Below are 23,130 nucleotides of genomic sequence, written 5' to 3' on the forward strand. Positions count from 1 at the left end.
TATCGTTGCCGGAACCGCCGGAGGCCGCCGATGCCAGAGGAGACCCATCCATGATGGACGCCGCACCCCGCGATCTCCATCCGCCCATCGAGCCCGATTCGAGCGGCCGCCTGGATGTGGGCGATGGTCATGTTCTCTTCTGGGAGGCGTGCGGCCGGCCCGACGGCGTCCCCGTGGTTTTCCTGCATGGGGGGCCGGGCACCGGTACGGAGCCCGCCCATCGCCGCTTCTTTGATCCGCGGATCTGGCGAGCGGTTCTGTTCGATCAGCGCGGCTGCGGCCGATCGACACCCCATGCCGAGACCCGCGCCAACACCACTGATCATCTGGTTGAGGATATCGAGCGCCTTCGCCGCCATCTGGGGATCGATCGCTGGGCGGTCTTCGGCGGGTCCTGGGGGTCGACACTGGCGCTCGCCTATGCGACCACCCATCCGGAGCGGGTGACCGGGCTGATCCTGCGCGGCATCTTCCTCGGCACCGATGACGAGGTTGCGTGGTTTCTCCACGAGATGGGGCGCTTCTTCCCCGAAGCCCGGGATGTCTTTCTGGGCCATCTGGCCGAAAGCGCGCGGGGTGATCCGCTGGCCGGCTACCTGCCGCTGCTGATGGACCCGGATCCGCGCATCCACCTGCCGGCGGCACGCGCCTGGTCGGGCTATGAGGGGGCCTGTGCGACCCTGAGGCCGGTATCGCAGCTGGCGTCTGGCGCCGCTGCCGCCGCCGGCCGTGCCGACGAAGACCGTGCCATGCTGGCGGTGTCGCGGCTTGAAGCCCATTACTTTGCCCATCGCTGTTTCCTGGCCGACCGGCCGCTGCTCGACCGGATCGACGCCGATCCGCGGCTCCGGCGACTGCCGGTGCACATCGTCCAGGGCCGCTACGACGTGATCTGCCCCCCGGCCACCGCCGTTGCCCTGGCCCGCCATCTGGGTCCCTCGGCGATGCTGGAGATGATTGCGGATGCCGGCCATTCGGCCTTTGAACCCGGCACCCGCCGCGCCCTGGTTGCGGCCGCGGATCGCATGGGCCGGATGTTGCAGGCGGGCCTCCACCCCCGCAGCTTCTGACCCGTCCGCCGATCACGCGCCACCGCTTGGCCCGACGAGGCTTTCGTGCTACCAAAGGGCAGCCGCCCGTCCCGGCCCGCCGGAGCCCCGCTCCCGCCTGCCCGGAGGCGCAAGGTGTCCCCGTAGCTCAGCAGGATAGAGCACAGGATTCCTAATCCTGGGGTCGCAGGTTCGAATCCTGCCGGGGACGCCATATTCCAAGACCTTAGTTTGTTGTACGTCACGGGCTTTACAGTTTTGCCGGGAGGCGTTTTACAGTCGGGGCCTTTCGGGGGCCTGTTGTGCTCCGACCTTGTTCGGCCGTCGTCCTGCGGATCCCATGCAAATTTGCACGGCGTGGGGCTTATTCCATGCCGGCCGGTGCCCCCTCCCGTCGCCTGATTGCCTTCTCCGCCCGGGCCTTCCGGTCTGCCTGCTCGATATACTTTCGCAGGGCCGCCGTGGAAGACGGCCTTGAAGCCCTCGACCGTCAAGGGCCTGCCCCGTGCCCCGGTGACGATCATCTCCGATGTCCGGGGCGTTGCGTTCAGGATCTCTTTCAGCCTGCGGTGCACGGGCACCCATATGGGCTCGCCGGTCTTACCCTGCCGGGCTTCGAGCCGGCCGTCGGCATGGGCCGCCCGGGGCAACGCGACCACGTCACTCTCCCGCATGCCAGTGCAGATCCCGAGGGCCACGGCGGCCCGAAGCCCGGGTTCAGAGGCGGTGATCATTGCCTCGATCTCTTCCGCGCTCCATGGCCGGTTGCGCACGGGGCGCCGCGCGGTTTCGCGATCTCGGGGGCTGCGGCCGCCGGATTGATGTCGCAATACCCCCGGGGCTGCCCCCACGAGAAGAGAAGCGAGAGGAACTGCACCACATAGTAGGCGAAGCGCCGCTTGCGGCCCGCATCGCCGGACTCTGGCCGGCGGATGGATATTGTCTGCTGGTGAACTGGCTGGGGCCGACGGAAGAGGCGTTGCAGGGGGAAGAAGCGGCCCGGCTGTTTCTGGCTCGGCTGGCGGCCCATGCCGGCCCCCTGGACCACACGAGCGGGGGCGGTACCGGCTATCGGATCGACCTGGCCTGCCTGGCCGGGTGCCTCAGCCGCGAAAGATCTCTCTGCGGTGATAGCGCAGAAATTCCGGATGCGGCCGGAGATCCGGGATATCCGGCACCACCAGACGTCGGTCGGGATGGATGATCCGCAGGATCGTGTCCGGCACCCGGCCCCGGTCGAGCAGCAGGCTGTGATCCTCGTCCACCGAGACCAGGCCGTGATCGAACATCCAGTGCAGCGTACCGGTGAGAGCCAGGCCGTTGCGCACCGAATCCGGCCCGTCATCGGCGACCGGCCGGATATGGGCGGCCTCGGCCTCGCACAGTCCGTCGGCATCGACAAGGGCAAGGCCGGTCATCGCACAGCGCCGGCCATAGGCGCGGTGCACGACATCCGCAAAGGCGCGGTCACGGAAGGGACGGGTGACCAGGCGCTCGATCATCGCGCGGGGCGGGGTCGGCGCATCCTCGAAAGCGGCCGGTGCCTCGCCGAAGCCGTCGAAGGGTGTGGCCGCCTGCGAGACGATCACCGCTGGGGCGATCAGCCGGCCGAAGCCGGCGGTGACGATGCGATCGAATTCCGCATCCGACAGATTGCGCACCGCACGGCCGAAAGCGCCTTTGCTGGTGCCGCCATCTTCTCGCGTCAGACCGCGTTCATAGGTGTCGCCCGGGCCTGCCCGAAACGGGACGGGGTGTTCGAGATCGAGATAGGCGTCGATCCGGGCGTAGAAGTGATCGGGCCGGACCGGGTCGGGCTCGATCCCGGCCACACGAGCGATGGCGAAATAGGCCTGTCGGCCACCGCGGCTGCCGGGGTCGGCCGAACGTCGGCGGGGTTCGTAATAGACGATCCAGTCGCCGAGCGCCGCCTCGACCTGGCGCAGATAGCTGCGCGGGAAATGGTAATAACGCTCAGGCAGGTCGTCATAGCTCGGCGACACTCTGGTCGTGAACACCGCCTTGACCATGACCCGCCGGGTTCTCCCTGCCGCATCAACCATTGAAAGTTGTGAATGCGGCAAGGATACAGCAGCAGGTGGCGGTTCGACCAGGCCCCTCAGCCGCCGGCGAAGCGGGCGCGCTCGGTGCGGAAGGCCGCCCCCCGTGCCGATCCGGTGAACTGGTCGACATCGACCAGCGAGGCGGCGCTCAGGGGGGTGATGGCGCTGGCATTGAGCATGCGCTTGTTCATGCGGAGCGGTGTTGCCGGCTTGGCGGCAAGTTCCGCCGCCATGACCCGGGCAAGATCGAGGGCCGGAGTCTCCCCGTCGGCGATGCGGTCGACGAGGCCGAGCGGTGCCGCCTGCTCCGCCGTCAGCCGCTCGCCCAGGATCGCCATCCGGCGGGCCGGCTGCAGGCCGATGGTCGCGACAAGCCGCGGCAGGCAGCCCCAGCCGGGCGTGATGCCGCGGTCGATCTCGGGCAGACCGAAAAGAGCACCGCTGCGTGCCACCCGGAAGTCGCAGGACAGCGCCATCACCAGCCCGCCACCCAGGGCATAGCCCTCGACCGCTGCGATCGTGACCGGCGGTGTGGATGTCCAGGCCTCCACCGCCTCGCCGCCGGCCCTGGCGACCAGTTCCGCCAGCGCTTCATCGGAGGCTTCGGCAAGCGCGGCGACACCGTCATCCTTGAGATCGAATCCGCCGCAGAAGGCGGTATCGGATCCGGTGAGAATGGCAACGGCGATATCCGGCCGCCGGGCCAGATGGCGGGCGGCATCCGCCAGATCATGCAGCAGGGCGGGGGAGAGCGGGTTCACCCGCCGGTCTGGCCGTTGAAAACGCACCGTGGCGACGGCGCCCGCGGTGCTGATGGTGACAGCGGCGGTCGAGGAAACATAGGCGGCAGGGGCGACGGGCATGGCGGGTTCTCCTGGTCCTGTTCTGCACCGGATCCTGCCGCGTCGACAGGCGACAGGCCAGCTTCCATCAATTTGCAGCTTTACTTACCGACCGATCGGTTGGTTATATGAGCATATGACATACAGCCCTGCTCTCTCTGCCCCTGCCGAGCCCTCTGTCCTCTCCCGCCGGGAGCGTGGGGAAGAAACCCGCGCCCGTCTGATCGAGGCCGCGGAGGCGGCCTTCGCCGAGCACGGGTTTCACGGCATCGGTGTCGCGGCGCTTGCCCGTGCCTGCGGCCTGGGCAATGCCGGGCTGCTGCATCACTTCCCGAGCAAGGCGCGCCTGTACGGGGCCGTGCTGGAACGGGTGGCGGCAGAGGCCGACGGCTTGCTGGTGGCGGCACTTGATGCCGCCGGCGCCGATCCGCGTGATCGTCTGGCCGCCATCATCGCGGTTCAGGCCCGGTGGACGGTCGACCGGCCGGCAGCGGCGCGGCTGGTGCTGCGGGAACTGCTGGACAATGTCGACCGGGTCGGCCGCGCCCGGCATCTGCCGCTCAAGCCCTATGTCACGCGGATGTGCGACGAGATCGCGGCGGGGCAGGCGGCGGGGCTTGTGGCGCCCGGGCCGGCGGTGGTGTCGCTGACCCTGCTGCTCGGCGCCTTCGCCTATGGCCTGGCGGTCAGGCCCACTTTTGCCCAGATGCGGCCGCAAGATGCCGTACTGGCCGAGGATGCCGGCTTTGTTGCGGCGATCGCTGCCGCGGCCCGGACGGCATTGTTCTCCGGAGGACGCGCCCATGACCCCGATCCCTGCCGGGACCCTGCCGGCTGATCCCTCTCCCATGCCCGACATCGCCGACCGGCTGGAGCTGCTGCGCCGTGCCTGCGCCGGTCTTGCGGCCGGCCGGCCCGAGATGCCGGTGGCCCAGTTTGCAAGTCCGGTCCTGCGCTATGCCGATCCGGCGCGACTGGTGCAGGAACAGCGGCTGATCCGGCGTTTTCCGCAGGTGGCGGCCGCAGCCGGCGAGATGGGCCAACCCGGCGACTGGATCGCCCGCGACATTTCGGGTGTGCCGGTGCTGCTGGTTCGCGACGAGACGGGCCGGGTGAACGCCTTCCTCAATGCCTGTCGCCATCGCGGTGTGCGTCTGGCGCCGGACGGCTGTGGTACCGGCCGGCGCAGTTTCACCTGCCCGTATCACGCCTGGACCTATGGCGCCGACGGTGCGCTCAAGGCACTGCCCAAGGCTTACGGTTTCCCGGATCTCGACCGTTCCGGACGTGGGCTGGTACGGCTTGCCGTGACCGAGCGGGCCGGGCTGATCTGGGTAGTGACCGATCCGGCTCTGGCCGATCGGCCGGTCGACCCGCTGCTGTCAGGAGTGGCCGAAGATCTGGAGGCGCTGGGCTTCGCCAGTCATGTTCCCCATGCCCCGCGCGATCTGCCGCTTGCCTGTGACTGGAAACTGGTGCTCGACGGCTCGTTCGAGGCTTATCACTTCAAGATCGCCCATCGTGACACGATCGCGCCGATGTTCGCCGACAACCTTCAGGTCATCGACGACTTCGGTCTGAACCGGCGGCTCTATCTGGTGAAGGCAGGGCTGGACCCGGCAGATCCGCCGGCGCCGGAGATCTTCGTCACCCGCGACTGGGGCAACATCTTCTACTTCGTCTTCCCCAACACACTGATCCTGGTCCAGCCCGATCATGCCCAGGTGACCCGGGTGGAACCGGCGGCGCCGGGAAAATGTGTGCTGCGAGAGGTGGCCCTGATACCGGCGGCCCCCGATACCGAGAAAGCGGCCCGCCACTGGGCGCGGAATGTCGAGATCTATCGCGCGGCGCTGGGCGAGGATTATGCGCTGGCGGAGTCGACCTGGTCGACGCTCGCCTCCGGTGCCAATGACACCCTGCTCTTCGGTGGCTATGAATTCGCCGCCGCCCGCTTTCATGAACAGCTTGAGGCGGAACTGGCGGCGCTCAGGGATTGAGGCCGGCCGCCTTGAGGATGGCCGGGATGTCGGCCGGGTAGACCGGCGCATCGGCATGGATCAGATCGGCCGGATGCCACCAGCGATGGTCCGCCAGCACCCGGCGTTCCAGTTCGGTCCAGTTGTCCTGGACCAGGATATGACGGCCGGGAAGGCGGATCAGGAAAAAGCGTTCTTCTGCCAGCACGACCTCGCCATCGCTCATCCGCAGTTCGACCTCGTGTTCGAAGACGGTGGGGCCGGGATGGTCGACCACCAGCCCCACCTCTTCGTACAGCTCGCGCACGGCCGCCTGTTCAAAGCTCTCGCCCGGCTCCACCCCGCCGCCGGGCGTGGCCCAGCAGCCCTGTCCGGCCGTGGGGCCCGACAGGAAGGTGAAGCGGAAGAGCAGGACCCGCCCGTCGCCGTCGACGACGAAGAGCCGGGCGGCCGGGCGGCGGCGGTATGCGGACATCGGCCTGATCAGGGCTTCACGGCCGCGGTGACGATCACCTCGACCCGATATTCGGGAGAGGCCAGCTTCGCCTCGCCGGTGGCGCGGGCAGGGGTATGGCCGGGCACGACCCACTTGTCCCAGACCGAATTCATCTCGGCGAAATCGGCCATGTCGGCCAGCCAGATGATCGCCTGAAGGATGCGACTGCGGTCGCTGCCGGCCTTCTCCAGCAGGGCGTCGACCTCGGCCAGCGCGTCGGCGGTCTGCTCGGCGACGCTCTTGCCGGGCGTGCCGACCTGGCCGGCCAGCCAGACCATGCCGTTATAGACGACCGCGTCGCTCATCCGCGGACCGGTGTCGATACGGCGGATATCGGGGTTGGTGGCGTCGGTCATGAGATCGGCTCCTGGAAGTCTCCCGCCTGCGGGGAGAGGCAGTGGAATGACGGGGGCCGGATGGGGGTTCCGCCCGGCCCGGGATAGGTGTACCAGTGGGGCCGTCCTGCCGCCAAGCTTCCGGAGCCCGCGTCGCCCATGACTCCCACGGAAATCCGCGCCCGCGTGCTCCACCGCGACCGTCTGGTGGTGATCATCGACAAGCCTGCCGGCCTGCCGGTCCATGCCGGTCCCCGCGGCGGGCCCAATCTTGAGCTGTATCTCGACGCTCTGCGCTTCGGCTACAAGGAGCAGCCGTCGCTGGCTCATCGCCTGGATCGCGACACCAGCGGCTGCCTGGTGCTGGGCCGCAACCGTCGCGCGCTGGCGCGGCTGGGCCGGATGTTCCAGGGCGGGCGGGTCGAGAAGGTCTATTGGGCCGTGACCGAAGGCGTACCCGCAGACATGGCAGGTCGGGTGGACGCACCCCTTACCAAGCACACCCCCGGCCGGGGGTGGAAGATGGTGGTCGATCCCGCAGGGCAGACGGCGGTGACCGACTGGCGGGTGCTGGGCCAGGCCGGTGGACGGGCCTGGATCGAATGTCGCCCGCGTACCGGCCGCACCCATCAGATCCGTGTGCATATGGCTCATCTGGGCTGCCCGCTGGTCGGTGATCCGGTCTATGCCGAGGGCGTCGGCGATGCCTTTGCAGACGAGATGCGCACGAAGCTCGGGCCGATGCTGCTCCATGCCCGGGCGATCACCCTGCCGCTCCATCCCGATCAGCCGCCGGTCGAGGCGGTGGCACCGGTGCCGGGACATATGCGCCGGGCGCTGGAAGAGGTCGGGATGGATGGCGCCGCCGAGGATGCCTTTGCCCGCCGTCAGCGCGCCGAGGCGCTGGCGGCTGCTGAGACGGCACCCGTCGACGAAGAGCCGGCAGAGAAGTTGAAGAGCCGCCGGGGCCGGGGCTTCGACGCGCCGCGCGGCCCCGGGTCTGGCCGCGGCGGTTTCGGCGGCCGCTGAACGTCTTTTCCTGCCCGGTGTCGTCTTCTAGCCGGGTGTGTGGCAGGTCATGCCGGCGCTGCGGCCGCGCAGGGTGCACAGCCCGATCGATTGCCACCCGGCGGGGCTGCCGGCAAGTTCGATGACGGTGTCGCTCGCCACCACCGCAAGTCCCCGTTCCTTGGCGATGCTCTCGATCCGCGCCGCCACATTCACCGGATCGCCGAGCACGGTGTAGTCCAGCCGCTCGTCATCGCCGACGGGACCGCAATAGACCGTGCCGGCATGGACGGCGACCGCCACGGCCGGATCGGGCAGAGCGGTGCCGATCCCGTCGGCGGCCAGGGCCTCGCGCGCCCAGGCACTGACGTCGGCCGCCACCTCTCCGGCGGCGGTGAGGGCCGCCGCTGCTCCCGCATCGGGCGCTTCGGGTCCGGTTGCTCCGAACAGGACCAGAATGCCGTCGCCGACGAAGCCTGCGACCAGGCCGCCATGGGCGGTGACCACCCGGCGCACGCGGGCGCGATAGTCGCCGATCCGCCGGCCCACGGTCTGCGGGTCGAGCTTTTCAGCCAGCATGGTGGAGCCGCGCAGGTCGACGAAGATCATCGCCAGCCGCCGCCGGCCGCCGAGGCCGGTGGGATCGTCGCCGCTGCGTCCCACATCGGCGGCGATCTCGGCCGGGAGGAAGCGGCCGAGCCGGCCAGCTCGTGCCGCCTCCTCTACTGCACGGGCCACGATCCTGCCGTTACGGCGGGCGGCAAAGGCAAGCACGCCCCCTGCGAGCGCCAGCATGACCAGACGGGCAAGATTGGGTGGCATGGCGTGCATGCCGTTGATTTCATTGACCAGGGCGGCAGGATCGGGATCGATGGTGCCGTCGGCCAGCATCGGCAGGCCGAGGGCTGCGACCGTCATGGCGGTCGCGATCAGGATGGCGCCCGCCCGCAGGCGGAGCGCCGCAATCGCCAGGATCACCGGGGCGAGCCAGACGGCGGTCAACATCAGCGTGTAATTGCCGGGCAGCGCCGTCAGCACCAGCCCTGCCAGCACCGAGGCGCAGAGCAGGCCGGCATCGACGGCGGGGAAGACCCAGGCCATCCAGCGCCGGTAGCGGCCGCGCCGTGCGAGCAGCACGGCTGCGGCGCCGGCCAGACCGAAGGCGATCAGGGTCGAGAGTGCCACGACGAGCCGGATGTTGACCGCGCCCGTGAAGATCATGGCGGGCTGGAGGATCAGCAGTGGCCCGACCAGGGAGCAGAGCAGCACGGCGGAGATGGCGACGCGCAGCCAGCCGCCCAGCCGTTCGGCTGCGCGTTCCGCCGCGTCGATCCCGTCTGAAGGTGGCAGGGCCAAATGTTCAGCCCTGCCGGATGGCATCGGCCAGACGCGCGGCGATGCCGGCCAGTTCCGCCGGTTCCGCTCGCGGCATCGGCCGGATGGTGATGTCGGGTTCGGCGATCTGGCGCTTTGAGAGCACGTCGGTCACCTCGACCATGGGGAAGACATGGGCGTGGGTATGAGCGACGTCGATGCCGGTGAAGGCAAAGGCCACCCGCGGCACCTCCCAGATCCGCTTCATCTCGCGGGCGAGGCGCTGGCCGACATCGACGATACGCGCCGCGGTGGCCGGTGGAAGATCCTCGAAATACGCATGATGCGCCCGCGGGATGATCAGGGTGTGGCCGGGCCGGATCGGCTGGATGTCCATGAACGCCATGATCTCGTCGTCCTGATGGACGAGATGGGCGGGCAGGCGGCCATCGGCGATGGCGCAGAACAGGCAGGCGGTCTGGGTATCGGTCATCAGGGGGGTCCGTTTGCGGCGTGGGCGATCGTCGCAGGGGGCGACGAGGCCCGCATTGATACGCAACGGACAGTATACTCCGACGCGTCCGCTCAGCCGAAGCCTGTGCGTGTCACCAGATCCGGCTGGTCACGGTCGCCTGGGCGATGAGGTGCCCGTCGGCGTCCTGAATCTCGACCGAGGTCACGGTGCCGCTGCGGCTGCGTGACAGCACCCGGGTCCGGGTCTCCAGGTCGCAACCGTCGGCCGGGTGCAGATAGTTGACGACCAGGGTCTGGGTTGCGCCGCCGCGGGTCGTCGCCGGATCGACGCCCGAAGCGGAGGCGGCGGCGCCGGCGATATCGGCGAGGGTGGCGATGACGCCGCCATGGACGATCCTGTCCACAGTGACGTTTGCCATGGCGAATGGCAGGCGCAGCCGCACGTCACCCGGAGCCAGATGCCCGAGTGTGATATCCAGATGCCGGGCAACGGGCGAGGCGATCAGCAGAGAGCGAACCAGGGTCTCGATACGCGGGTCAATCTTAGTGGTTTCGGTCATGGCGGACGCCCTTCGGAAGGTGTGGGCCTCCATCTGGCCAGCCCTGCCGCCACCGATCCATGACCCCACAGGTAACGGCACGCGACTCGCGGCGGCGATAATAGATCATAGGTTGTTTTTAATGGAAGCGGTGTCTACTCTCTGGATCGAGACCACTTGCCGCGACGGGGGATGGATGACGGCGATCGAGATGACGGCCGCAGCTGGGGCAACCGAAACCAGGCGTCCGATAAGCGGTGCGGCCGTGGGGCTGGATGCGGCCCTGGGCTGGGCGGCCACCCGTGCCCTGGCCGAGGCCATACGGGGCGGGACGTTTGAGCGGCTGGCGGCTGGTCGGGCGGATCCGACCGAACTGGCTGCCGCGGTCGGGCTGCCGGTCGATCGCCTGCTGGCTCAGCTTGCGGCGCTTGGTGCCCAGGGCCTGGTGCAGCTTGAAGAGGATGGCCGCGTTCAGCTGGCGGACCATGCCGGCGATGTGGCCCGGGCTGCCGCCATGGTGCTGGGCGGCGATGTACCCGCGGCGCCGCCGCGGCTTAGCTGGCCGATTCTGGATCCGACACTTGGCGCCTGGGCAGCCGCGGCGCTGGCTCCGGCTGGGCGCTGGCTGGTGCTCGGCGGTGACGCCGGTTTCGTCCGGAGCTTCGGCGACGGGCTCGATCTCAGTCATCTGGCCGAAGACGCGGCAGAGTTCGGTGCCGCCCTGGCCGGTGAGGAGTGGCCCGCAGGGCTCGACGGGGTGCTGATCCTGCGCGGGTTGGGACGCAGCGCCAAGACGGCGATCTCGGCGGTGATCGAGGCGGCTGAGGAGGCGCTCCGTCCCGGCGGCTGTTTCGCCTGCCTGGATCTGGTGCTCGATGATGACTATGCCGGCCCCCGCCATGCCGGATTGTGGGCGTTCGCCCAAGCCGATCTGGGTGGAGAAGCGCCGCCGCTGACCCTGAACTTCCTGGGGCTGCGGCTGGCCGAGCTGTGCTTCGCCCCGCCGATTGCGGCCGAGGCACCGGATGGCGTTCATCGTCTGATCTGGAGTCGCCGCGACTGATCGACGCCCCGACCACCCCGGCCTTGCCGTCGCTGCACAGGTCGGCGATGCTTTGGTCATGGCCCGCCACGACCACAAGCCCGCGCCCCCCGCTCCAGCCCGCCTCGCGCGCCATGCGCGGCGGCGGCCGGCGCTCGCCCTCGGCTTCGCCCTGGCGGCAGGGCTTGGCGCTGCGGCCGTCGTGGCGCTGGATGTCGATCGGCCGCTGCGGCGGCTGCTGGGTCTTGAACATCGTGCAGCCGGCCATGTGGTCCGCAGCTTCCCCGATGCTGCCGGGCCCGATGCGGAGGCACGGGCCGCCCTTTATGCGGCCCTCGCCGAAATGCCCTCGGAACTCGATGCCGATGATCCCCGGAAGGTACGCGAGGGGGCCGCGATCTATGCCGATGCCTGCGCCTCCTGCCATGGTGCCGACCTTTCCGGGGCCGCGGACTGGCGAACCCGCCTGCCGTCGGGCCGTCTGCCGGCCCCGCCCCATGATGCGGCAGGCCATACCTGGCATCATCCCGACCAGCATCTCTTTGCGCTGACCGCCCTTGGCCCGGGCCCGTTTGCACCGCCGGGGTATGAGAGCGACATGCCTGCTTTCCGCGAGCGGTTGAGCGACGATCAGATCTGGGCGGTACTCTCTTTCATCAAGAGCCGCTGGCCCGCCGACATTCGTGCGGCCCATGACCGGATTTCGGCAGGCATGGCCCGATGACCACGTCCTGCGCCTTGACCCCATCTTTCATCGACCCTCGCCTTGCCGATCCGGCGGGCTGGCGGCGTCTGGTGCCCTGGCTTGATGTCGAGGGGCATGCCACGGTACCACCGGTGCAGCTGAACGATGCCGATCTGGCCCATGTGGCCGACGGGCTGCACGACCATGGCTGGTTCGCGCTGCCGCCGGTGCTACCGGTCGGGCTGGTCGACGATCTGCGCCGTGGCCTGCTACGCCTGAAGGCAGCCGGATGGCCACCGGTCTTCATTCATGTCTTCGATCAGGCCTGGGCGCTTCAGGCCGCCCTGGCGCCGCTCGCCGCACATCTGCTGGGGGAGCGGTTCGCAGTGCTGCCGCATCTCTGGGCCTGGGTCGTGCCGCCGGTCGAGGGGGCCCGCGGCTGGCCCGGGCATCGGGATCTGATCGGACGAAGCGTGTTTCCGGGCGGTATTCACATGACCCTGAGCTTCTGGGTGCCACTGGCCGATGCCGGGCTCGACAATGGCTGCATGCGGGTCGTGCCGCTTGAGGTGGAGCGCAGCCTGCCGGCGCCGCTCGAGACCCTGATTGCCGAGGGGCGGTTGCCGCGCGAGCCTGAAGAGATCGGCCTGGCGCTGCCTGCCGCCGCCGGCGCGGTGCTCGGCTGGCGGCAGGACCTCTATCACTGGTCCGGGCGCGCCCGGGCGGGTGCCGTGGCGCCGCGGATCAGCATCGCGATCGAGATGCAGAACACGGCCTTCGACCCGGTGGCCGAGCCGCTGATCCGGCCGGGGACGCTTCCAGACATGCGCACGCGTGTGGAGCTGATCCTCCGCGCCATCGGAACCTATGCACGCATGGAGCGCATCCCGGATCGTCTGCCGATTGAAACTCTCGCGCAAGAATTTCAATAGAAAATCGCCGGAGATATGCATGGCGAATTAAACGCAAAAGTTAATTTGAACGCAGATTGATTGCTCTAAAATCGTGTGAACAAATCCATGAAATTCCGCGCAACCTCGTTGCGCCAGCACCCTTGCCATTGTGCTTTTGGTGCTGAGGGCTATATTCAGGCCGACATTATACCCAGTCGACGCCTCCGCGCGGTGTCGCGCGGAGCGGCTCAAGGAGTCTTACCGCATGACCGAGAACACCGCCGTCCGTGCTGGTACCGTCACCATCACCGACGATATCAGCGGACAGAGCCACGAGCTGCCGATCTTCGGCGGCACTGCGGGCAACAAGGTGATTGATATCCGCACCCTCGGCGGCAAGACCGGCTATTTCACCTTCGACCCCGGCTTCATGGCCACGGCGTCCTGCGAGAGCAAGATCACCTTCATCGACGGCGACAAGGGCGAGCTGCTCCATCGGGGCTATCCGATCGACCAGCTCGCCACCCAGAGCAACTTTCTGGAAGTCGCCTATCTGCTGCTGAACGGTGAACTGCCGAACAAGGACGAATACGCGACCTTCGAGCGCAACATCACCCGCCACACCATGCTGCACGAGCAGCTGACCAAGTTCTTCACGGGCTTCCGCCGTGATGCGCATCCGATGGCGGTGATGGTCGGCGTGGTTGGCGCGATGTCGGCCTTCTATCACGACAGCACCGACATCAATGATCCGGCGCATCGTGTGATCGCCTCGCACCGTCTGATCGCCAAGGTTCCGACCATCGCGGCGATGGCCTACAAGTACTCCATCGGCCAGCCCTTTGTGTATCCGCGCAACGACCTGGGCTATGCCGAGAACTTCCTGCACATGATGTTCTCGGTGCCGTGTGAGACCTATGAGGTGAACCCGGTCCTGGCCAAGGCCATGGATCGCATCCTGATCCTGCACGCCGACCACGAGCAGAACGCCTCGACCTCGACCGTGCGTCTCGCCGGTTCGTCGGGTGCCAATCCGTTCGCCTGCATCGCGGCCGGCATCGCCTGCCTCTGGGGCCCCGCTCATGGCGGCGCCAACGAGGCGGTGATCAAGATGCTGGAAGAGATCGGCTCGGCCGACCGCATCGGCGAGTTCGTGAAGCGGGCGAAGGATAAGGACGATCCGTTCCGCCTGATGGGCTTCGGTCACCGCGTCTACAAGAACTTCGATCCGCGCGCGACGATCATGCGCCAGACCTGCCACGAGGTTCTGGGCGAGCTGGGCATCACCGATGAGCCGCTGCTCGACATCGCCATGAAGCTTGAGAAGATCGCGCTGGAAGACGAGTATTTCGTGGAGCGCAAGCTCTACCCGAACGTCGACTTCTACTCGGGCATCATCCTGCGTGCCATGGGCATCCCCACCAGCCTGTTCACCGTGCTGTTCGCGGTGGCGCGCACCGTCGGCTGGGTCGCCCAGTGGAAGGAAATGATCGAGGATCCCACCCAGAAGATCGGTCGCCCCCGTCAGCTCTACACCGGCGCTGCCGTCCGCGACTATGTGGACATGAACGCGCGCTGATCCAGGCCGCCATCATCCGCCATCTGCACCACCCCCCGGAGCGTTGCTTCGGGGGGTGGTGTCGTTTCAGGAAGCCTTGTGTCCTGTGGTTATGCAGGTCGCGTTTTGCGCGTGTGTGGGGTCATGGAATGCGACCGTCGCGCGCCGATGCCTGCGATGCTAATCTGTGATGGGGGAGGGCCGTCCATGGAGCCTCCACGAGGCAGGAGGTCGTCCGGCGAATGGATCGACGGATCTGGGGGCTGACATTCGCGATGGCCGCACTGGGGCTGGCGCTGATCCAGCTCGTTCGGGTCGAGGGTGAGCGGCGGGATGCGGTCGCAGAGGCCACACGACAGCTGAGCCGTGATGCCGCATCCGCAGAGATTGCGATCACCGGCCTGCTGCGTGACGCTTCCGCCAGGCTCGATCGCCTGGCCGGGGAACTTACCCCCCTGCTCCACACGGGTGGGGAGGGGCTTCAGGCCGGCGGGGAGGGGGCGCTCACCGCCCGGCTGCGCACGCGACTGCCGCACGATCTCGGCGGTGCGACCCTGCGTGTAACCGATGGTACCGGCAGGATTCTGGTTCAACTGGGGGAGGTTCTGCCGCTGGCTCCGTCGAGTCTGCTTGCGGTCACCGTTCACGATCGCACGCTGGCGCTTCCGCCCGATGCCGTGCCAAGGTTGATGCCGAACGGGTTGTTCATGGCAGCCGACCGGGACCGGGTGGTCCTCAGCCTGCCGATCGCCGGCGAGACGGGCGCTGGACAGGACGGACGCCCCGAGGGTGTGGTGGTGATGCTGTTGGGCCGGTCCGTCTTCCGGCAGATCACCGACAGTCTGGTCCCCAAGGGAAACACAGCCATCACCCTTGCCGATGCCGCCGGAGGGCAGATCGTTCTCACCGGAGGAACGCCCGTCACGACCGCTGCCGATCTGGTGGAACGTCCGGTCGACGGCTTCCCGTTGCGACTGATCGCGGCCCGCACCATCGCCCCGGGCGAGGCCAGTTGGGGATGGCTGGCGGTTAATCTCGGCGGCAGTCTGTTGACCGGCCTGCTGGCCGGAGCGGCGGCGGTTCTGCTGCTGGCACCGGCACGCCGGCAGAATGCGGCGGATATGCGCCCGGGAGAGGGCGATGCGACGGTGATGCGCGGGTTGGAACTTGCACGGGCGGCTGTCTGGCAGCATGACGCACGCACCCGTCATGTGAGTGTTCTGCCTGGCCTGCCGGCACTTGGTATCGGCGTCATCGGCACGGCGGATCTGTTCGAACGGGTTGCGCCTGCAGAGCGACAGGCGCTGCTTGCGGCACTCGCTGATCTGGGGGGCGGGCGCCGCAATACACTCGACATGGTGCTGACGATTCCGCCGCCGGGGACCGGGACGCCCCGCTATCTGCGGGTCGTGGGCGGGGCGCTGCCGGATGGCGGCCGCTCCACCGGCCTTATCCACGATGTCACTGAAGCCGAGGCGGCGCTCCGCCGGGCCGGCGACCGGCTGCGGTCGTTGACCGAGATCCAGTCGCTGTCGGGCATCGCGTCCTGGAGCTGGCCGATCGGTGCACCGCGGGTGTGGTGTGCCGACGAGCTGTTCTCCGCCTTCGGGCTGGACAGCCCGCCCGACGGAGCGATCGACGCGCCGCAGTTTCAGGCCATGGTCCTGGCGGAAGACCGGCCGCGGGTGCGCGAGGCTTTGCGCCAGGCCCGGCGCGGCACCGTTTCGGCGCTTGATTTCCGCCTGTTACGCATTGACGGCCGGATCGTGCGGATGCATGGGGCCGCGGCCCCCGGCTTCGATGACGACGGGCAGGTGGTGCGCATCAACGGCGCACTTGCAGTCGATCCGGGGGCCGACCCGGCCTGACGCCACGCCCCTGGGCGCCGGCTTGCATCTGCGGCCCGGACGGGTCAGGCTCGGGTCCCATAGTCTCGCCAGCCGCTGATGGAGATGCCCCCATGACCGTCACCAACCCGATCCGCGTCTGTGTCGCCGGCGTCACCGGCTGGACCGGTGGCGAGGTCGCCCGCGCGGTCGCCGCCGCCGCCGACCTCGACCTCGCCGGCGGGATTGCCCGATCCGCCGCCGGCCGCCGGCTGGACGAGCTGGTCCCGGGGGCCCTCCCCGAGGTCGTGATTGCCGCAGATGTGGAGGCGGCGCTTGCAGCAGGCGGGATCGACGTTCTGGTGGACTACACCCACCCTTCGGCCGTCGCCGCCCATACCGAGGCGGCGCTGGCACGGGGTGTCCATGTGGTGATCGGCACCTCTGGCCTGGATGCGGCGGCCTATGAGCGGATCGCCGCCTCGGCGAAGGCCGCCGGCCGCGGCGTGGTCGCCAGCGGCAATTTCGCCATCACGGCGGCGCTCGCCACCCGCTTCTCGCTGATCGCCGCCCGCTATATCCCGCATGTGGAGGTGGTGGAGATCGCAGGCCCCGCCAAGCCGGATGCGCCTTCGGGCACCGCGCGGGAACTGGCCGAGCGGCTGGGGCGCGTCGCGCGGCCTGAGATGCCCCGGGGCACCGTGCCGGTGGCCCCCGACAAGGTGCTGGGGGATCCGGCGCTGCGTGGTGGCACGATCGGCGGCGTGCAGGTCCATTCGCTGCGCCTGCCCAGCTATGCCGCGTCGATCGATGCCCATTTCGCCGTCGCCGGTGCGCGGCTGGTGATCTCCCACGATGCCGGGAAGGATGCCAAAGCCTATGTCGACGGCACCTTGCTCGCCATCCGCAAGGTGTCGGAGGTGACCGGTCTGGTGCGCGGGCTCGACGTCCTGCTCTTCGGTCCCGATGATGCGGCGGCGGGAGTGCAGGCATGACCGCGAAGACCGAAATCGGCGGAGCGGAACGCAGCATCACGCTCGACCGGACCATCCGGCACGGCACCTTCATCCTGATCGCCTGCGCCACCCTGTGCTGCCTGGTCCTGGGGGCCGCGGTCGAGGCCGAGATCCTGTGGGCGCTGGTGGTGCTGGTTCCGCTGGTGGTGCTCGGAATCGTCGATCTCGGCCAGGAGCGGCATGCGATCCGGCGCAACTATCCGGTGGTCGGGCATCTGCGCTGGGCCTTCGAGGCGCTTCGGCCATATCTGCGCCAGTACATCGTGGAAGACGATCTGGAAGGTCGTCCTTATGACCGTCTGGCCCGCAGCCTGGTCTACGAGCGTGCCAAGGGGGACGAGGACGCCCAGCCACTTGGCACCCAGCTCGACGTCTACGCGCCGCGCTACGAGGCGATCGTGCATTCGATCGCTCCCCGGCCGGTGGCGACCGAGCCCTTCCGGGTGAAGGTGGGCGGGCCACAATGCACAAGGCCCTATCACGCGCAGGTGCTCAACATCTCGGCCATGAGCTTCGGCTCGCTCAGTGCACGCGCGATCGAGGCGCTGAACCTGGGGGCGGCCCGTGGCGGCTTTTATCACGACACCGGCGAGGGCGGGCTCAGCCCTTATCACCGCATGCATGGCGGCGATCTGGTCTGGGAGCTGGGATCGGGCTATTTCGGTTGCCGTGACGAGCATGGCCGCTTCGACCCCGACCTCTTTGCCGAGACCGCCCGGCTCGATCAGGTGAAGATGATCGAGATCAAGCTGAGCCAGGGCGCCAAGCCCGGCCATGGCGGCATGTTGCCCGGCCCCAAGGTGACGGCCGAGATCGCCGCCACCCGCAAGGTGCCGCAGGGCGTCGACTGCATCTCGCCGGCCCGGCATTCCGCCTTCGACGACCCGCAAGGCATGATGCGTTTCGTGGCCCGGCTGCGGGAGCTTTCCGGCGGCAAGCCGGTCGGGATCAAGCTTTGTGTCGGCCAGCCGCACGAGATCTTCGCCATCGTCAAGGCGATGCGCAGCACGGGCATCCTGCTCGACTTCATCGTCGTCGACGGCGCCGAAGGCGGGACTGGTGCGGCGCCGCGTGAATTCTCGGACCATCTGGGCCTGCCGCTGCGCGAAGGGCTGGTGCTGGTGCGCAATGCCCTGGTGGGTGCGGCCCTGCACCCGCATGTGCGTATCGGTGCGGCCGGCAAGATGGTCAGCGCCTTCGACATCGCCGCGGCGCTCGCGATCGGTGCCGACTGGTGCAACGCCGCCCGGGCCTTCATGTTCTCGATCGGCTGCGTACAGTCGGTGAAGTGCCATACGGGGCGCTGCCCGACCGGCGTGGCGACCCAGGATCCCGATCGTCAGAAGGGGCTGGTGGTGGAAGACAAGGCCGAGCGGGTGCGCCGCTTTCAGTCGCGAACGGTGCATGCCCTGGCGGAACTGGTCGCGGCCGCCGGGCTGGACCATCCCTCCGACCTGGAGCCGCGCCATCTGCTCCACCGGCGGTCACCCAACGAGATCGTGCCGATGGACCGGCTCTATCCCTTCCTGACCCCCGGCGCGCTGATCGATGCGCCGGATGCCACGCCCTATGCCTCGGAATGGGCGGCCGCGGATCCCGCGAGCTTCGCGCCGCGTCGCGCTGCCTGACGGATCAGCGGGCGGCGAGCCTGTCCAGGATCGCCGCAACCAGCACCGCCGGGGCGTCGGTCTGCACCAGATGACCGGCACCGGCGATGCCTGTGAAACGGCAGCCGATGGCGCGGGCGAGGTCGTGTCCCTGTCCCGCCGGCAGCCAGCGATCCTCCAGCCCCCACAACACCTCGGCCGGGCAGCGCAGACGGCCCAGATGCGGCACCGTTTCGTCGGTGGCGGCCGGATCCATCCATGCGATCTGGGCGTAGAAAGCCTGTCGGCCATGGGCATCTCCCCAGGCATCCAGGATATCGGTGAGGATGTCGTCCGGGATCGGCCTGTGGGCGGCTTCGGCCACATAGGCCGCAACCAGCGCCCGATGCAGATGGTCGGGCAGGCCGGCGAAGGCCGCAGCGTGGTCGCGTACATGGGCGACGAAGGGGGAGCCCCAGGGCCGGAGCATCACCGCATCCGCCAGGATCAACCCCGACATCTCCGTCCCGCGGAGCAGATGGGCGCGGAGTGCCGTCGCCCCGCCGAAATCATGGGCGACAACCAATGGCGGTCCGGCGAGATCCAGATGCGCCATCCAGTCGGCCAGGATCCCGTCCTGGACATGGAGTGACACATCGGATCCCGGCGGTACCCGCGACTGACCATAGCCGGCCAGATCGAGCAGATGCACCCGGGCCCGCGATACGAGCGCCGCGGCGACCGGTGCCCAGACCGCGGCGTTGAACGGGGTGCCATGGATCAGCACGAGATCCGGTCCTGTCTCTCCGAAACGGTCCCAGGCGATGGTGCCGGCGGGATGGTCGAAGCGACGGCAGAGCGGCAGGTTGTGACGCATGATCGGCCTCCGGTCGACGTTGGAGATGTCTCAGCCAACCACGGTGCCTGCCGGTGCGGCCAATTCAATGGCCTGATCCGATCATGACCGATGCTGATCTTCAGCCGCTGCAGAAGCCGAGCATCGTGGCCAGCCAGCATTCCACCCGGCGGCGGTTGGTGCCCATGTCCCAGCGGCCGATGCGGGAGCGTGACAGGATCACCGGCGCGGCTGCGATACGGCCGTCCGGCATCGGTACCGGCATGGCCCAGAGGGAGACGTCGTCGGTGAAGCGGCAGACCCGGGTGCGCTGGATGGCGTCGATCCGGTAGAGCGTGGTATCGGCCGCCAGGATCCGGCTGCGCGGCTGGGCCCGCACGCAACGGGCCATGGCGGCGAGCAGACGGTCGGGGCCGGCCTGCAGCGGGCCGGTCGGGATATGCGGCCGCACGCGAAGCGCGCCTTCAGGAGCGGCCAGACACCAGCCCGGCTTCTGGTCGCCGCTGAACGCCGGAAGGTCGAACAGCTCGGGGGGAAGTGCGCTATCGTCCAGAGGCATCGAAGGAAGGCTCCTCGGGCGGCCTGCCCGGCGATGTCAGGAGAAGGGCATCTCCTGGCGCCGCTGGCGCAGCCAGTCGACGTAATGATCGATGAAGGCACGGACCTTTGCCGACAGATGCCGGTTATGTGGATATACCGCGTAGATATCGACGGGGGGCGGTGCGAATTCCGTGAGCACTGCCTCAAGGCGTCCGGCCGCGACGTCTGAACCGATGATGAAGGCGGGCAGTCTGGCGACGCCGGCGCCGGCAAGGGCGGCATCGCACAGGATCTGGCCGTTATTGGCGTTGAGGGAGCCCGAGACCCGGACGGCGATGCTTTCACCACCATCGATGGTCCGGAAGCGCCATTCGTTGCGGGTGGAGAGATAGGCATATTCAAGGCAGTTATGCCGGGAGAGGTCGCGTGGATGGCGGGGCCGACCATGAGTTTCCCAATAGGCCGGGGTGGCGACGATCATCGTCCGGCTCTCGGCCAGCTTGCGGGCGATCAGGCTGCTGTCGGCCAGATTGCCGATGCGGACCACCAGGTCGTAGCCTTCCTCGACCACGTCGACGAAACGGTCGTCGAGTGCGACCTCGACCCGGACATGGGGGTGGGCCTTCATGAAGCCGGGCAGGCAGGGGGCCAGATGCAGCAGGCCGAAGGACATCGGCGCGTTGATGCGCAGCGTGCCGCGCGGCTCGTCCTGCAGGCGGCCGACCTCCAGATCCGCCTCCTCCGCCTCGCGCAGGATGCGGGCGCAATGGCGGTAATAAACCTCGCCCATCTCGGTGAGGCTGAGCCGGCGGGTGGTGCGGTTCAGCAGCCGGGCACCGAGCCTGTCCTCCAGCCGGCCGATATGTTTGGACACGGCGGATTTGGACAGGCCCAGCGCCCGGGCGGCGGACGAGAAGCTCTGCGCCTCCACCACCCGCGCGAAGACCGCCATGCTGGTCAGATGGTCCATGCCGCCCTCATCGCGCATTGTTTCCTTAAGGCTGACAATTCATTTCCATTGTTGCCGGTGGCGCGCAAAACCGCCAGTGCTACATTTAAAGCGACGACAGGGGCGGCCTCTCCGACCGGCTGCGCCCATACCCTCATCAACCGGGAATGACGGCGATGACCAAGGTTCTGGTTCTCTACTACAGCACGTATGGCCACATCGAGACCATGGCCGGCGCCGTGGCCGCCGGTGCCGCCGAGGTAGACGGCGTCGAGGTGACCGTGAAGCGGGTGCCCGAGCTGATGCCGCGCGACGTGGCCGAAAAGGCCGGCGCCAAGCTGGATCAGGCGGCCGAGGTGGCCTCGCCTGCCGAGCTGGCCGATTATGACGCGATCATCTTCGGCGCACCGACCCGTTTCGGCAATGTCGCCTCGCAGATGCGCAACTTCCTCGACCAGACCGGCGGCCTCTGGGCCCAGGGCAAGCTGCTCGGCAAGGTCGGCAGCGTGTTCGTGTCGACCGGCACCGGCGGTGGCAACGAGTCGACCGCGCTGACGCTCTGGCCGACGCTGGCGCATCACGGCATGGTCATCGTCGGCCTGCCCTATGCGGTGGCGCCTGAACTGGCCGACATCTCGGAAGTGATGGGTGGCAGCCCCTATGGCGCCGGCACCATCGCCGGCCCCGACGGCAGCCGGATGCCGAGCGAGAAGGAACTCTCCACCGCCCGCGCCCAGGGGCGTCACGTCGCCGGCATCGCGAAGAAGCTGGCTGCCGGCTGATGCCCGCCTGACTCCTGTACCGCCGCCTGTGCCGTTCTGCAGGCGGCGGTTTCCGTCACCTTCAGCCATCCCGGGGAGACCGCTCATGGGCGTGATGATCGACGGCGTCTGGCACGACCGCTGGTACGACACCGCAAAAACCGGCGGCCGCTTCGAACGCGAAGCCAGCCGTTTCCGCGACCGGCTGGCGACCGAACCCGGTGGTGAGGGGCTGCCGGCTGAACCCGGGCGCTACCATCTTTATGTCTCGCTCGCCTGCCCCTGGGCGCATCGCACGCTGATCTGGCGGCGGCTGAAGCGGCTGGAACAGGCGATTTCGGTGAGCGTGGTCGATCCGCGCATGGGCAGTGCCGGCTGGACCTTCGGCGCACCCGCCGAGGCGGGGGAGGGGGCTGCCCCCTTCGCTGGTGCCACCGGTGACGGGTTGTTCGGCAACCGGGCCCTGTACGATGTCTATGCCCGTGCCAACCCCCGATACAGCGGCCGGGTGACCGTGCCAGTGCTCTGGGACAAGGCCCGTGGCACCATCGTCAATAATGAGAGCGCCGAGATCGTGCGCATGTTCGACCGCGCCTTCGACCATCTGGCGCCTGAGCATGGCAATCCCGATCTGATCCTGTGCCCCGACGCATTGCGCGATGAGATCGACGCGGTCAACGCCGACGTCTACGACAGCATCAACAACGGCGTCTACAAAGCGGGCTTCGCCACCACCCAGGACGCCTACGAGGCGGCCGTCGTGCCGCTGTTCGATGCTCTCGACCGCATGGAAGCCCGGCTCGCGGACGGGCAGGGCTGGCTGGTCGGCGGCCGGATGACCGAGGCGGATCTGCGCCTGTTCACCACGCTGGTGCGCTTCGACCCGGTCTATCACGGGCATTTCAAGTGCAACCTGCGCCGCATCGCCGATTATCCGATGCTGACCGCACTCACCGCCCGGCTGCTGGCGGTGCCGGCGATCCGCGAAACGGTCGACGACGCCCATATCCGCTGGCACTACTACTGGAGCCATACGACCATCAATCCGACCCGGGTGGTGCCGCTCGGCCCGGCGGAGCCGCCGCGCCTCGATCCGTCCTGGCCGGCGCCTGCGCTCGACTGAGAGCCATTCCCGGCATCACGCTTTCGTTGCATCGCACAACCGGTGCGCCCATCCGGTATACCAACATGAAGCGCCAGCGTGTGTTGCAGCGGCGTTGACGCTCCCCGGAAAGCTGGCATAGGCTTTCGGAAATCCGCGGGCAGGAGGAGGGCCGAGGAGCCCGGTATCTTGGGGGAGATGCCGCCGACGCCCTGGT

23 protein-coding genes and 1 tRNA gene are annotated in these 23,130 nt (G+C 68.4%); 14 read left to right on the plus strand and 10 right to left on the minus strand.

Annotated features, from left to right (window positions below; translation table 11 throughout):
* The first annotated feature begins 50 nt into the window (after positions 1–50).
* Together pip and P7L68_RS06160 are read left to right on the plus strand one after the other, a co-directional pair.
* A complete protein-coding gene (pip, locus tag P7L68_RS06155; protein WP_372003514.1) occupies positions 51–1,070 on the plus strand; it encodes a prolyl aminopeptidase in 1,020 nt (339 codons plus the stop codon).
* Between the two features lie 116 nt (positions 1,071–1,186).
* Positions 1,187–1,263: transfer RNA gene (locus P7L68_RS06160), tRNA-Arg, on the plus strand.
* Positions 1,264–2,152: 889 nt separating this feature from the next.
* Here the strand turns inward: P7L68_RS06160 and P7L68_RS06165 are convergent.
* Positions 2,153–3,079 carry an HNH endonuclease gene (locus P7L68_RS06165; RefSeq protein WP_372003515.1) on the minus strand — a complete coding sequence of 309 codons (927 nt, stop codon included), beginning with the start codon at positions 3,077–3,079 and terminating at the stop codon, positions 2,153–2,155.
* 89 nt (positions 3,080–3,168) lie between these two features.
* Entirely contained in the window at positions 3,169–3,975 is an 807-nt protein-coding gene (locus P7L68_RS06170; protein WP_372003517.1) for an enoyl-CoA hydratase/isomerase family protein, read from the minus strand.
* Positions 3,976–4,090: 115 nt separating this feature from the next.
* Between P7L68_RS06170 and P7L68_RS06175 the strand changes: the two genes are divergently transcribed.
* A complete protein-coding gene (locus tag P7L68_RS06175) occupies positions 4,091–4,792 on the plus strand; it encodes a TetR/AcrR family transcriptional regulator (RefSeq protein ID WP_372003519.1) in 702 nt (233 codons plus the stop codon).
* Positions 4,758–5,954, plus strand: a complete 1,197-nt coding sequence (locus P7L68_RS06180) for an SRPBCC family protein (RefSeq protein ID WP_372003521.1) — start codon at positions 4,758–4,760, stop codon at positions 5,952–5,954. The genes P7L68_RS06175 and P7L68_RS06180 overlap by 35 nt, the downstream gene beginning before the upstream one ends.
* On the opposite strand, the gene P7L68_RS06185 is transcribed toward P7L68_RS06180, so the two are convergent.
* Together P7L68_RS06185 and P7L68_RS06190 are read right to left on the minus strand one after the other, a co-directional pair.
* Positions 5,944–6,408: an NUDIX hydrolase gene (locus P7L68_RS06185; protein ID WP_372003523.1), complete on the minus strand. Its 465-nt coding sequence runs from the start codon at positions 6,406–6,408 to the stop codon at positions 5,944–5,946. The genes P7L68_RS06180 and P7L68_RS06185 overlap by 11 nt on opposite strands.
* Positions 6,409–6,416: 8 nt before the next feature.
* Positions 6,417–6,785, minus strand: coding sequence for a RidA family protein (locus P7L68_RS06190; RefSeq protein WP_372003525.1), 369 nt, complete (start codon positions 6,783–6,785; stop codon positions 6,417–6,419).
* Positions 6,786–6,923: 138 nt separating this feature from the next.
* Between P7L68_RS06190 and P7L68_RS06195 the strand changes: the two genes are divergently transcribed.
* Positions 6,924–7,793, plus strand: coding sequence for an RluA family pseudouridine synthase (locus P7L68_RS06195; protein ID WP_372003527.1), 870 nt, complete (start codon positions 6,924–6,926; stop codon positions 7,791–7,793).
* 27 nt (positions 7,794–7,820) lie between these two features.
* Here P7L68_RS06195 and P7L68_RS06200 read toward each other — a convergent pair whose 3' ends face one another.
* From P7L68_RS06200 to P7L68_RS06210, 3 genes are all read right to left on the minus strand, one after another.
* Complete coding sequence (locus P7L68_RS06200; RefSeq protein WP_372003529.1) at positions 7,821–9,128, minus strand: adenylate/guanylate cyclase domain-containing protein; 1,308 nt, start codon at positions 9,126–9,128, stop codon at positions 7,821–7,823.
* A 4-nt stretch (positions 9,129–9,132) separates the two neighbouring features.
* Positions 9,133–9,579, minus strand: coding sequence for an HIT family protein (locus tag P7L68_RS06205; RefSeq protein ID WP_372003531.1), 447 nt, complete (start codon positions 9,577–9,579; stop codon positions 9,133–9,135).
* A 112-nt stretch (positions 9,580–9,691) separates the two neighbouring features.
* Positions 9,692–10,120: a PaaI family thioesterase gene (locus P7L68_RS06210; RefSeq protein WP_372003532.1), complete on the minus strand. Its 429-nt coding sequence runs from the start codon at positions 10,118–10,120 to the stop codon at positions 9,692–9,694.
* A gap of 175 nt (positions 10,121–10,295) precedes the next feature.
* Here P7L68_RS06210 and P7L68_RS06215 point away from each other — a divergent pair, with 175 nt between their 5' ends.
* The 7 genes from P7L68_RS06215 to P7L68_RS06245 all read left to right on the plus strand — a co-directional run bounded on the left by P7L68_RS06215 (position 10,296) and on the right by P7L68_RS06245 (position 18,747).
* Positions 10,296–11,162: a hypothetical protein gene (locus P7L68_RS06215; protein WP_372003534.1), complete on the plus strand. Its 867-nt coding sequence runs from the start codon at positions 10,296–10,298 to the stop codon at positions 11,160–11,162.
* A 58-nt stretch (positions 11,163–11,220) separates the two neighbouring features.
* On the plus strand, positions 11,221–11,865 hold the full coding sequence (locus P7L68_RS06220) for a cytochrome c (RefSeq protein WP_372003536.1): 645 nt from the start codon (positions 11,221–11,223) through the stop codon (positions 11,863–11,865).
* On the plus strand, positions 11,862–12,758 hold the full coding sequence (locus tag P7L68_RS06225; RefSeq protein WP_372003538.1) for a phytanoyl-CoA dioxygenase family protein: 897 nt from the start codon (positions 11,862–11,864) through the stop codon (positions 12,756–12,758). Before P7L68_RS06220 ends, P7L68_RS06225 begins: the two co-directional genes overlap by 4 nt.
* A gap of 226 nt (positions 12,759–12,984) precedes the next feature.
* Entirely contained in the window at positions 12,985–14,298 is a 1,314-nt protein-coding gene (gene gltA, locus P7L68_RS06230) for a citrate synthase (RefSeq protein ID WP_372003539.1), read from the plus strand.
* 221 nt (positions 14,299–14,519) lie between these two features.
* Positions 14,520–16,145: a PAS domain-containing protein gene (locus tag P7L68_RS06235; protein ID WP_372003541.1), complete on the plus strand. Its 1,626-nt coding sequence runs from the start codon at positions 14,520–14,522 to the stop codon at positions 16,143–16,145.
* A gap of 92 nt (positions 16,146–16,237) precedes the next feature.
* On the plus strand, positions 16,238–17,098 hold the full coding sequence (gene dapB / locus P7L68_RS06240; RefSeq protein WP_372003543.1) for a 4-hydroxy-tetrahydrodipicolinate reductase: 861 nt from the start codon (positions 16,238–16,240) through the stop codon (positions 17,096–17,098).
* Positions 17,095–18,747, plus strand: a complete 1,653-nt coding sequence (locus P7L68_RS06245; RefSeq protein ID WP_372003545.1) for an FMN-binding glutamate synthase family protein — start codon at positions 17,095–17,097, stop codon at positions 18,745–18,747. The genes dapB and P7L68_RS06245 overlap by 4 nt, the downstream gene beginning before the upstream one ends.
* A 4-nt stretch (positions 18,748–18,751) precedes the next feature.
* Here P7L68_RS06245 and P7L68_RS06250 read toward each other — a convergent pair whose 3' ends face one another.
* The 3 genes from P7L68_RS06250 to P7L68_RS06260 form a co-directional block, all read right to left on the minus strand.
* Positions 18,752–19,582 carry an alpha/beta fold hydrolase gene (locus P7L68_RS06250; protein WP_372003547.1) on the minus strand — a complete coding sequence of 277 codons (831 nt, stop codon included), beginning with the start codon at positions 19,580–19,582 and terminating at the stop codon, positions 18,752–18,754.
* A 100-nt stretch (positions 19,583–19,682) separates the two neighbouring features.
* Positions 19,683–20,120, minus strand: a complete 438-nt coding sequence (locus P7L68_RS06255) for a DUF1499 domain-containing protein (RefSeq protein ID WP_372003549.1) — start codon at positions 20,118–20,120, stop codon at positions 19,683–19,685.
* Between the two features lie 36 nt (positions 20,121–20,156).
* Positions 20,157–21,071: a LysR family transcriptional regulator gene (locus tag P7L68_RS06260; RefSeq protein ID WP_372003550.1), complete on the minus strand. Its 915-nt coding sequence runs from the start codon at positions 21,069–21,071 to the stop codon at positions 20,157–20,159.
* Between the two features lie 155 nt (positions 21,072–21,226).
* On the opposite strand from P7L68_RS06260, the gene wrbA reads away from it, so the two are divergent.
* Together wrbA and P7L68_RS06270 are read left to right on the plus strand one after the other, a co-directional pair.
* A complete protein-coding gene (wrbA, locus tag P7L68_RS06265) occupies positions 21,227–21,832 on the plus strand; it encodes an NAD(P)H:quinone oxidoreductase (RefSeq protein WP_372003552.1) in 606 nt (201 codons plus the stop codon).
* 85 nt (positions 21,833–21,917) lie between these two features.
* The gene (locus tag P7L68_RS06270; protein ID WP_372003554.1) at positions 21,918–22,934 is read left to right on the plus strand and encodes a glutathione S-transferase family protein; all 1,017 of its coding nucleotides are present in this window, start codon (positions 21,918–21,920) and stop codon (positions 22,932–22,934) included.
* The last annotated feature ends 196 nt before the right edge of the window (positions 22,935–23,130 follow it).

The sequence above is a fragment of the Tistrella mobilis genome, from assembly GCF_041468085.1.
Classification (GTDB): domain Bacteria; phylum Pseudomonadota; class Alphaproteobacteria; order Tistrellales; family Tistrellaceae; genus Tistrella; species Tistrella mobilis_A.

Coding starts and splice junctions, on each gene's coding strand:
- pip (WP_372003514.1), top strand. CDS start 51: ATGATGGACGCCGCACCCCGCGATCTCCATCCGCCCATCGAGCCCGAT.
- P7L68_RS06165 (WP_372003515.1), bottom strand. CDS start 3,079: ATGGTCAAGGCGGTGTTCACGACCAGAGTGTCGCCGAGCTATGACGAC.
- P7L68_RS06170 (WP_372003517.1), bottom strand. CDS start 3,975: ATGCCCGTCGCCCCTGCCGCCTATGTTTCCTCGACCGCCGCTGTCACC.
- P7L68_RS06175 (WP_372003519.1), top strand. CDS start 4,091: ATGACATACAGCCCTGCTCTCTCTGCCCCTGCCGAGCCCTCTGTCCTC.
- P7L68_RS06180 (WP_372003521.1), top strand. CDS start 4,758: ATGACCCCGATCCCTGCCGGGACCCTGCCGGCTGATCCCTCTCCCATG.
- P7L68_RS06185 (WP_372003523.1), bottom strand. CDS start 6,408: ATGTCCGCATACCGCCGCCGCCCGGCCGCCCGGCTCTTCGTCGTCGAC.
- P7L68_RS06190 (WP_372003525.1), bottom strand. CDS start 6,785: ATGACCGACGCCACCAACCCCGATATCCGCCGTATCGACACCGGTCCG.
- P7L68_RS06195 (WP_372003527.1), top strand. CDS start 6,924: ATGACTCCCACGGAAATCCGCGCCCGCGTGCTCCACCGCGACCGTCTG.
- P7L68_RS06205 (WP_372003531.1), bottom strand. CDS start 9,579: ATGACCGATACCCAGACCGCCTGCCTGTTCTGCGCCATCGCCGATGGC.
- P7L68_RS06210 (WP_372003532.1), bottom strand. CDS start 10,120: ATGACCGAAACCACTAAGATTGACCCGCGTATCGAGACCCTGGTTCGC.
- P7L68_RS06215 (WP_372003534.1), top strand. CDS start 10,296: ATGACGGCGATCGAGATGACGGCCGCAGCTGGGGCAACCGAAACCAGG.
- P7L68_RS06220 (WP_372003536.1), top strand. CDS start 11,221: ATGGCCCGCCACGACCACAAGCCCGCGCCCCCCGCTCCAGCCCGCCTC.
- P7L68_RS06225 (WP_372003538.1), top strand. CDS start 11,862: ATGACCACGTCCTGCGCCTTGACCCCATCTTTCATCGACCCTCGCCTT.
- gltA (WP_372003539.1), top strand. CDS start 12,985: ATGACCGAGAACACCGCCGTCCGTGCTGGTACCGTCACCATCACCGAC.
- P7L68_RS06235 (WP_372003541.1), top strand. CDS start 14,520: ATGGATCGACGGATCTGGGGGCTGACATTCGCGATGGCCGCACTGGGG.
- dapB (WP_372003543.1), top strand. CDS start 16,238: ATGACCGTCACCAACCCGATCCGCGTCTGTGTCGCCGGCGTCACCGGC.
- P7L68_RS06245 (WP_372003545.1), top strand. CDS start 17,095: ATGACCGCGAAGACCGAAATCGGCGGAGCGGAACGCAGCATCACGCTC.
- P7L68_RS06250 (WP_372003547.1), bottom strand. CDS start 19,582: ATGCGTCACAACCTGCCGCTCTGCCGTCGCTTCGACCATCCCGCCGGC.
- P7L68_RS06255 (WP_372003549.1), bottom strand. CDS start 20,120: ATGCCTCTGGACGATAGCGCACTTCCCCCCGAGCTGTTCGACCTTCCG.
- P7L68_RS06260 (WP_372003550.1), bottom strand. CDS start 21,071: ATGGACCATCTGACCAGCATGGCGGTCTTCGCGCGGGTGGTGGAGGCG.
- wrbA (WP_372003552.1), top strand. CDS start 21,227: ATGACCAAGGTTCTGGTTCTCTACTACAGCACGTATGGCCACATCGAG.
- P7L68_RS06270 (WP_372003554.1), top strand. CDS start 21,918: ATGGGCGTGATGATCGACGGCGTCTGGCACGACCGCTGGTACGACACC.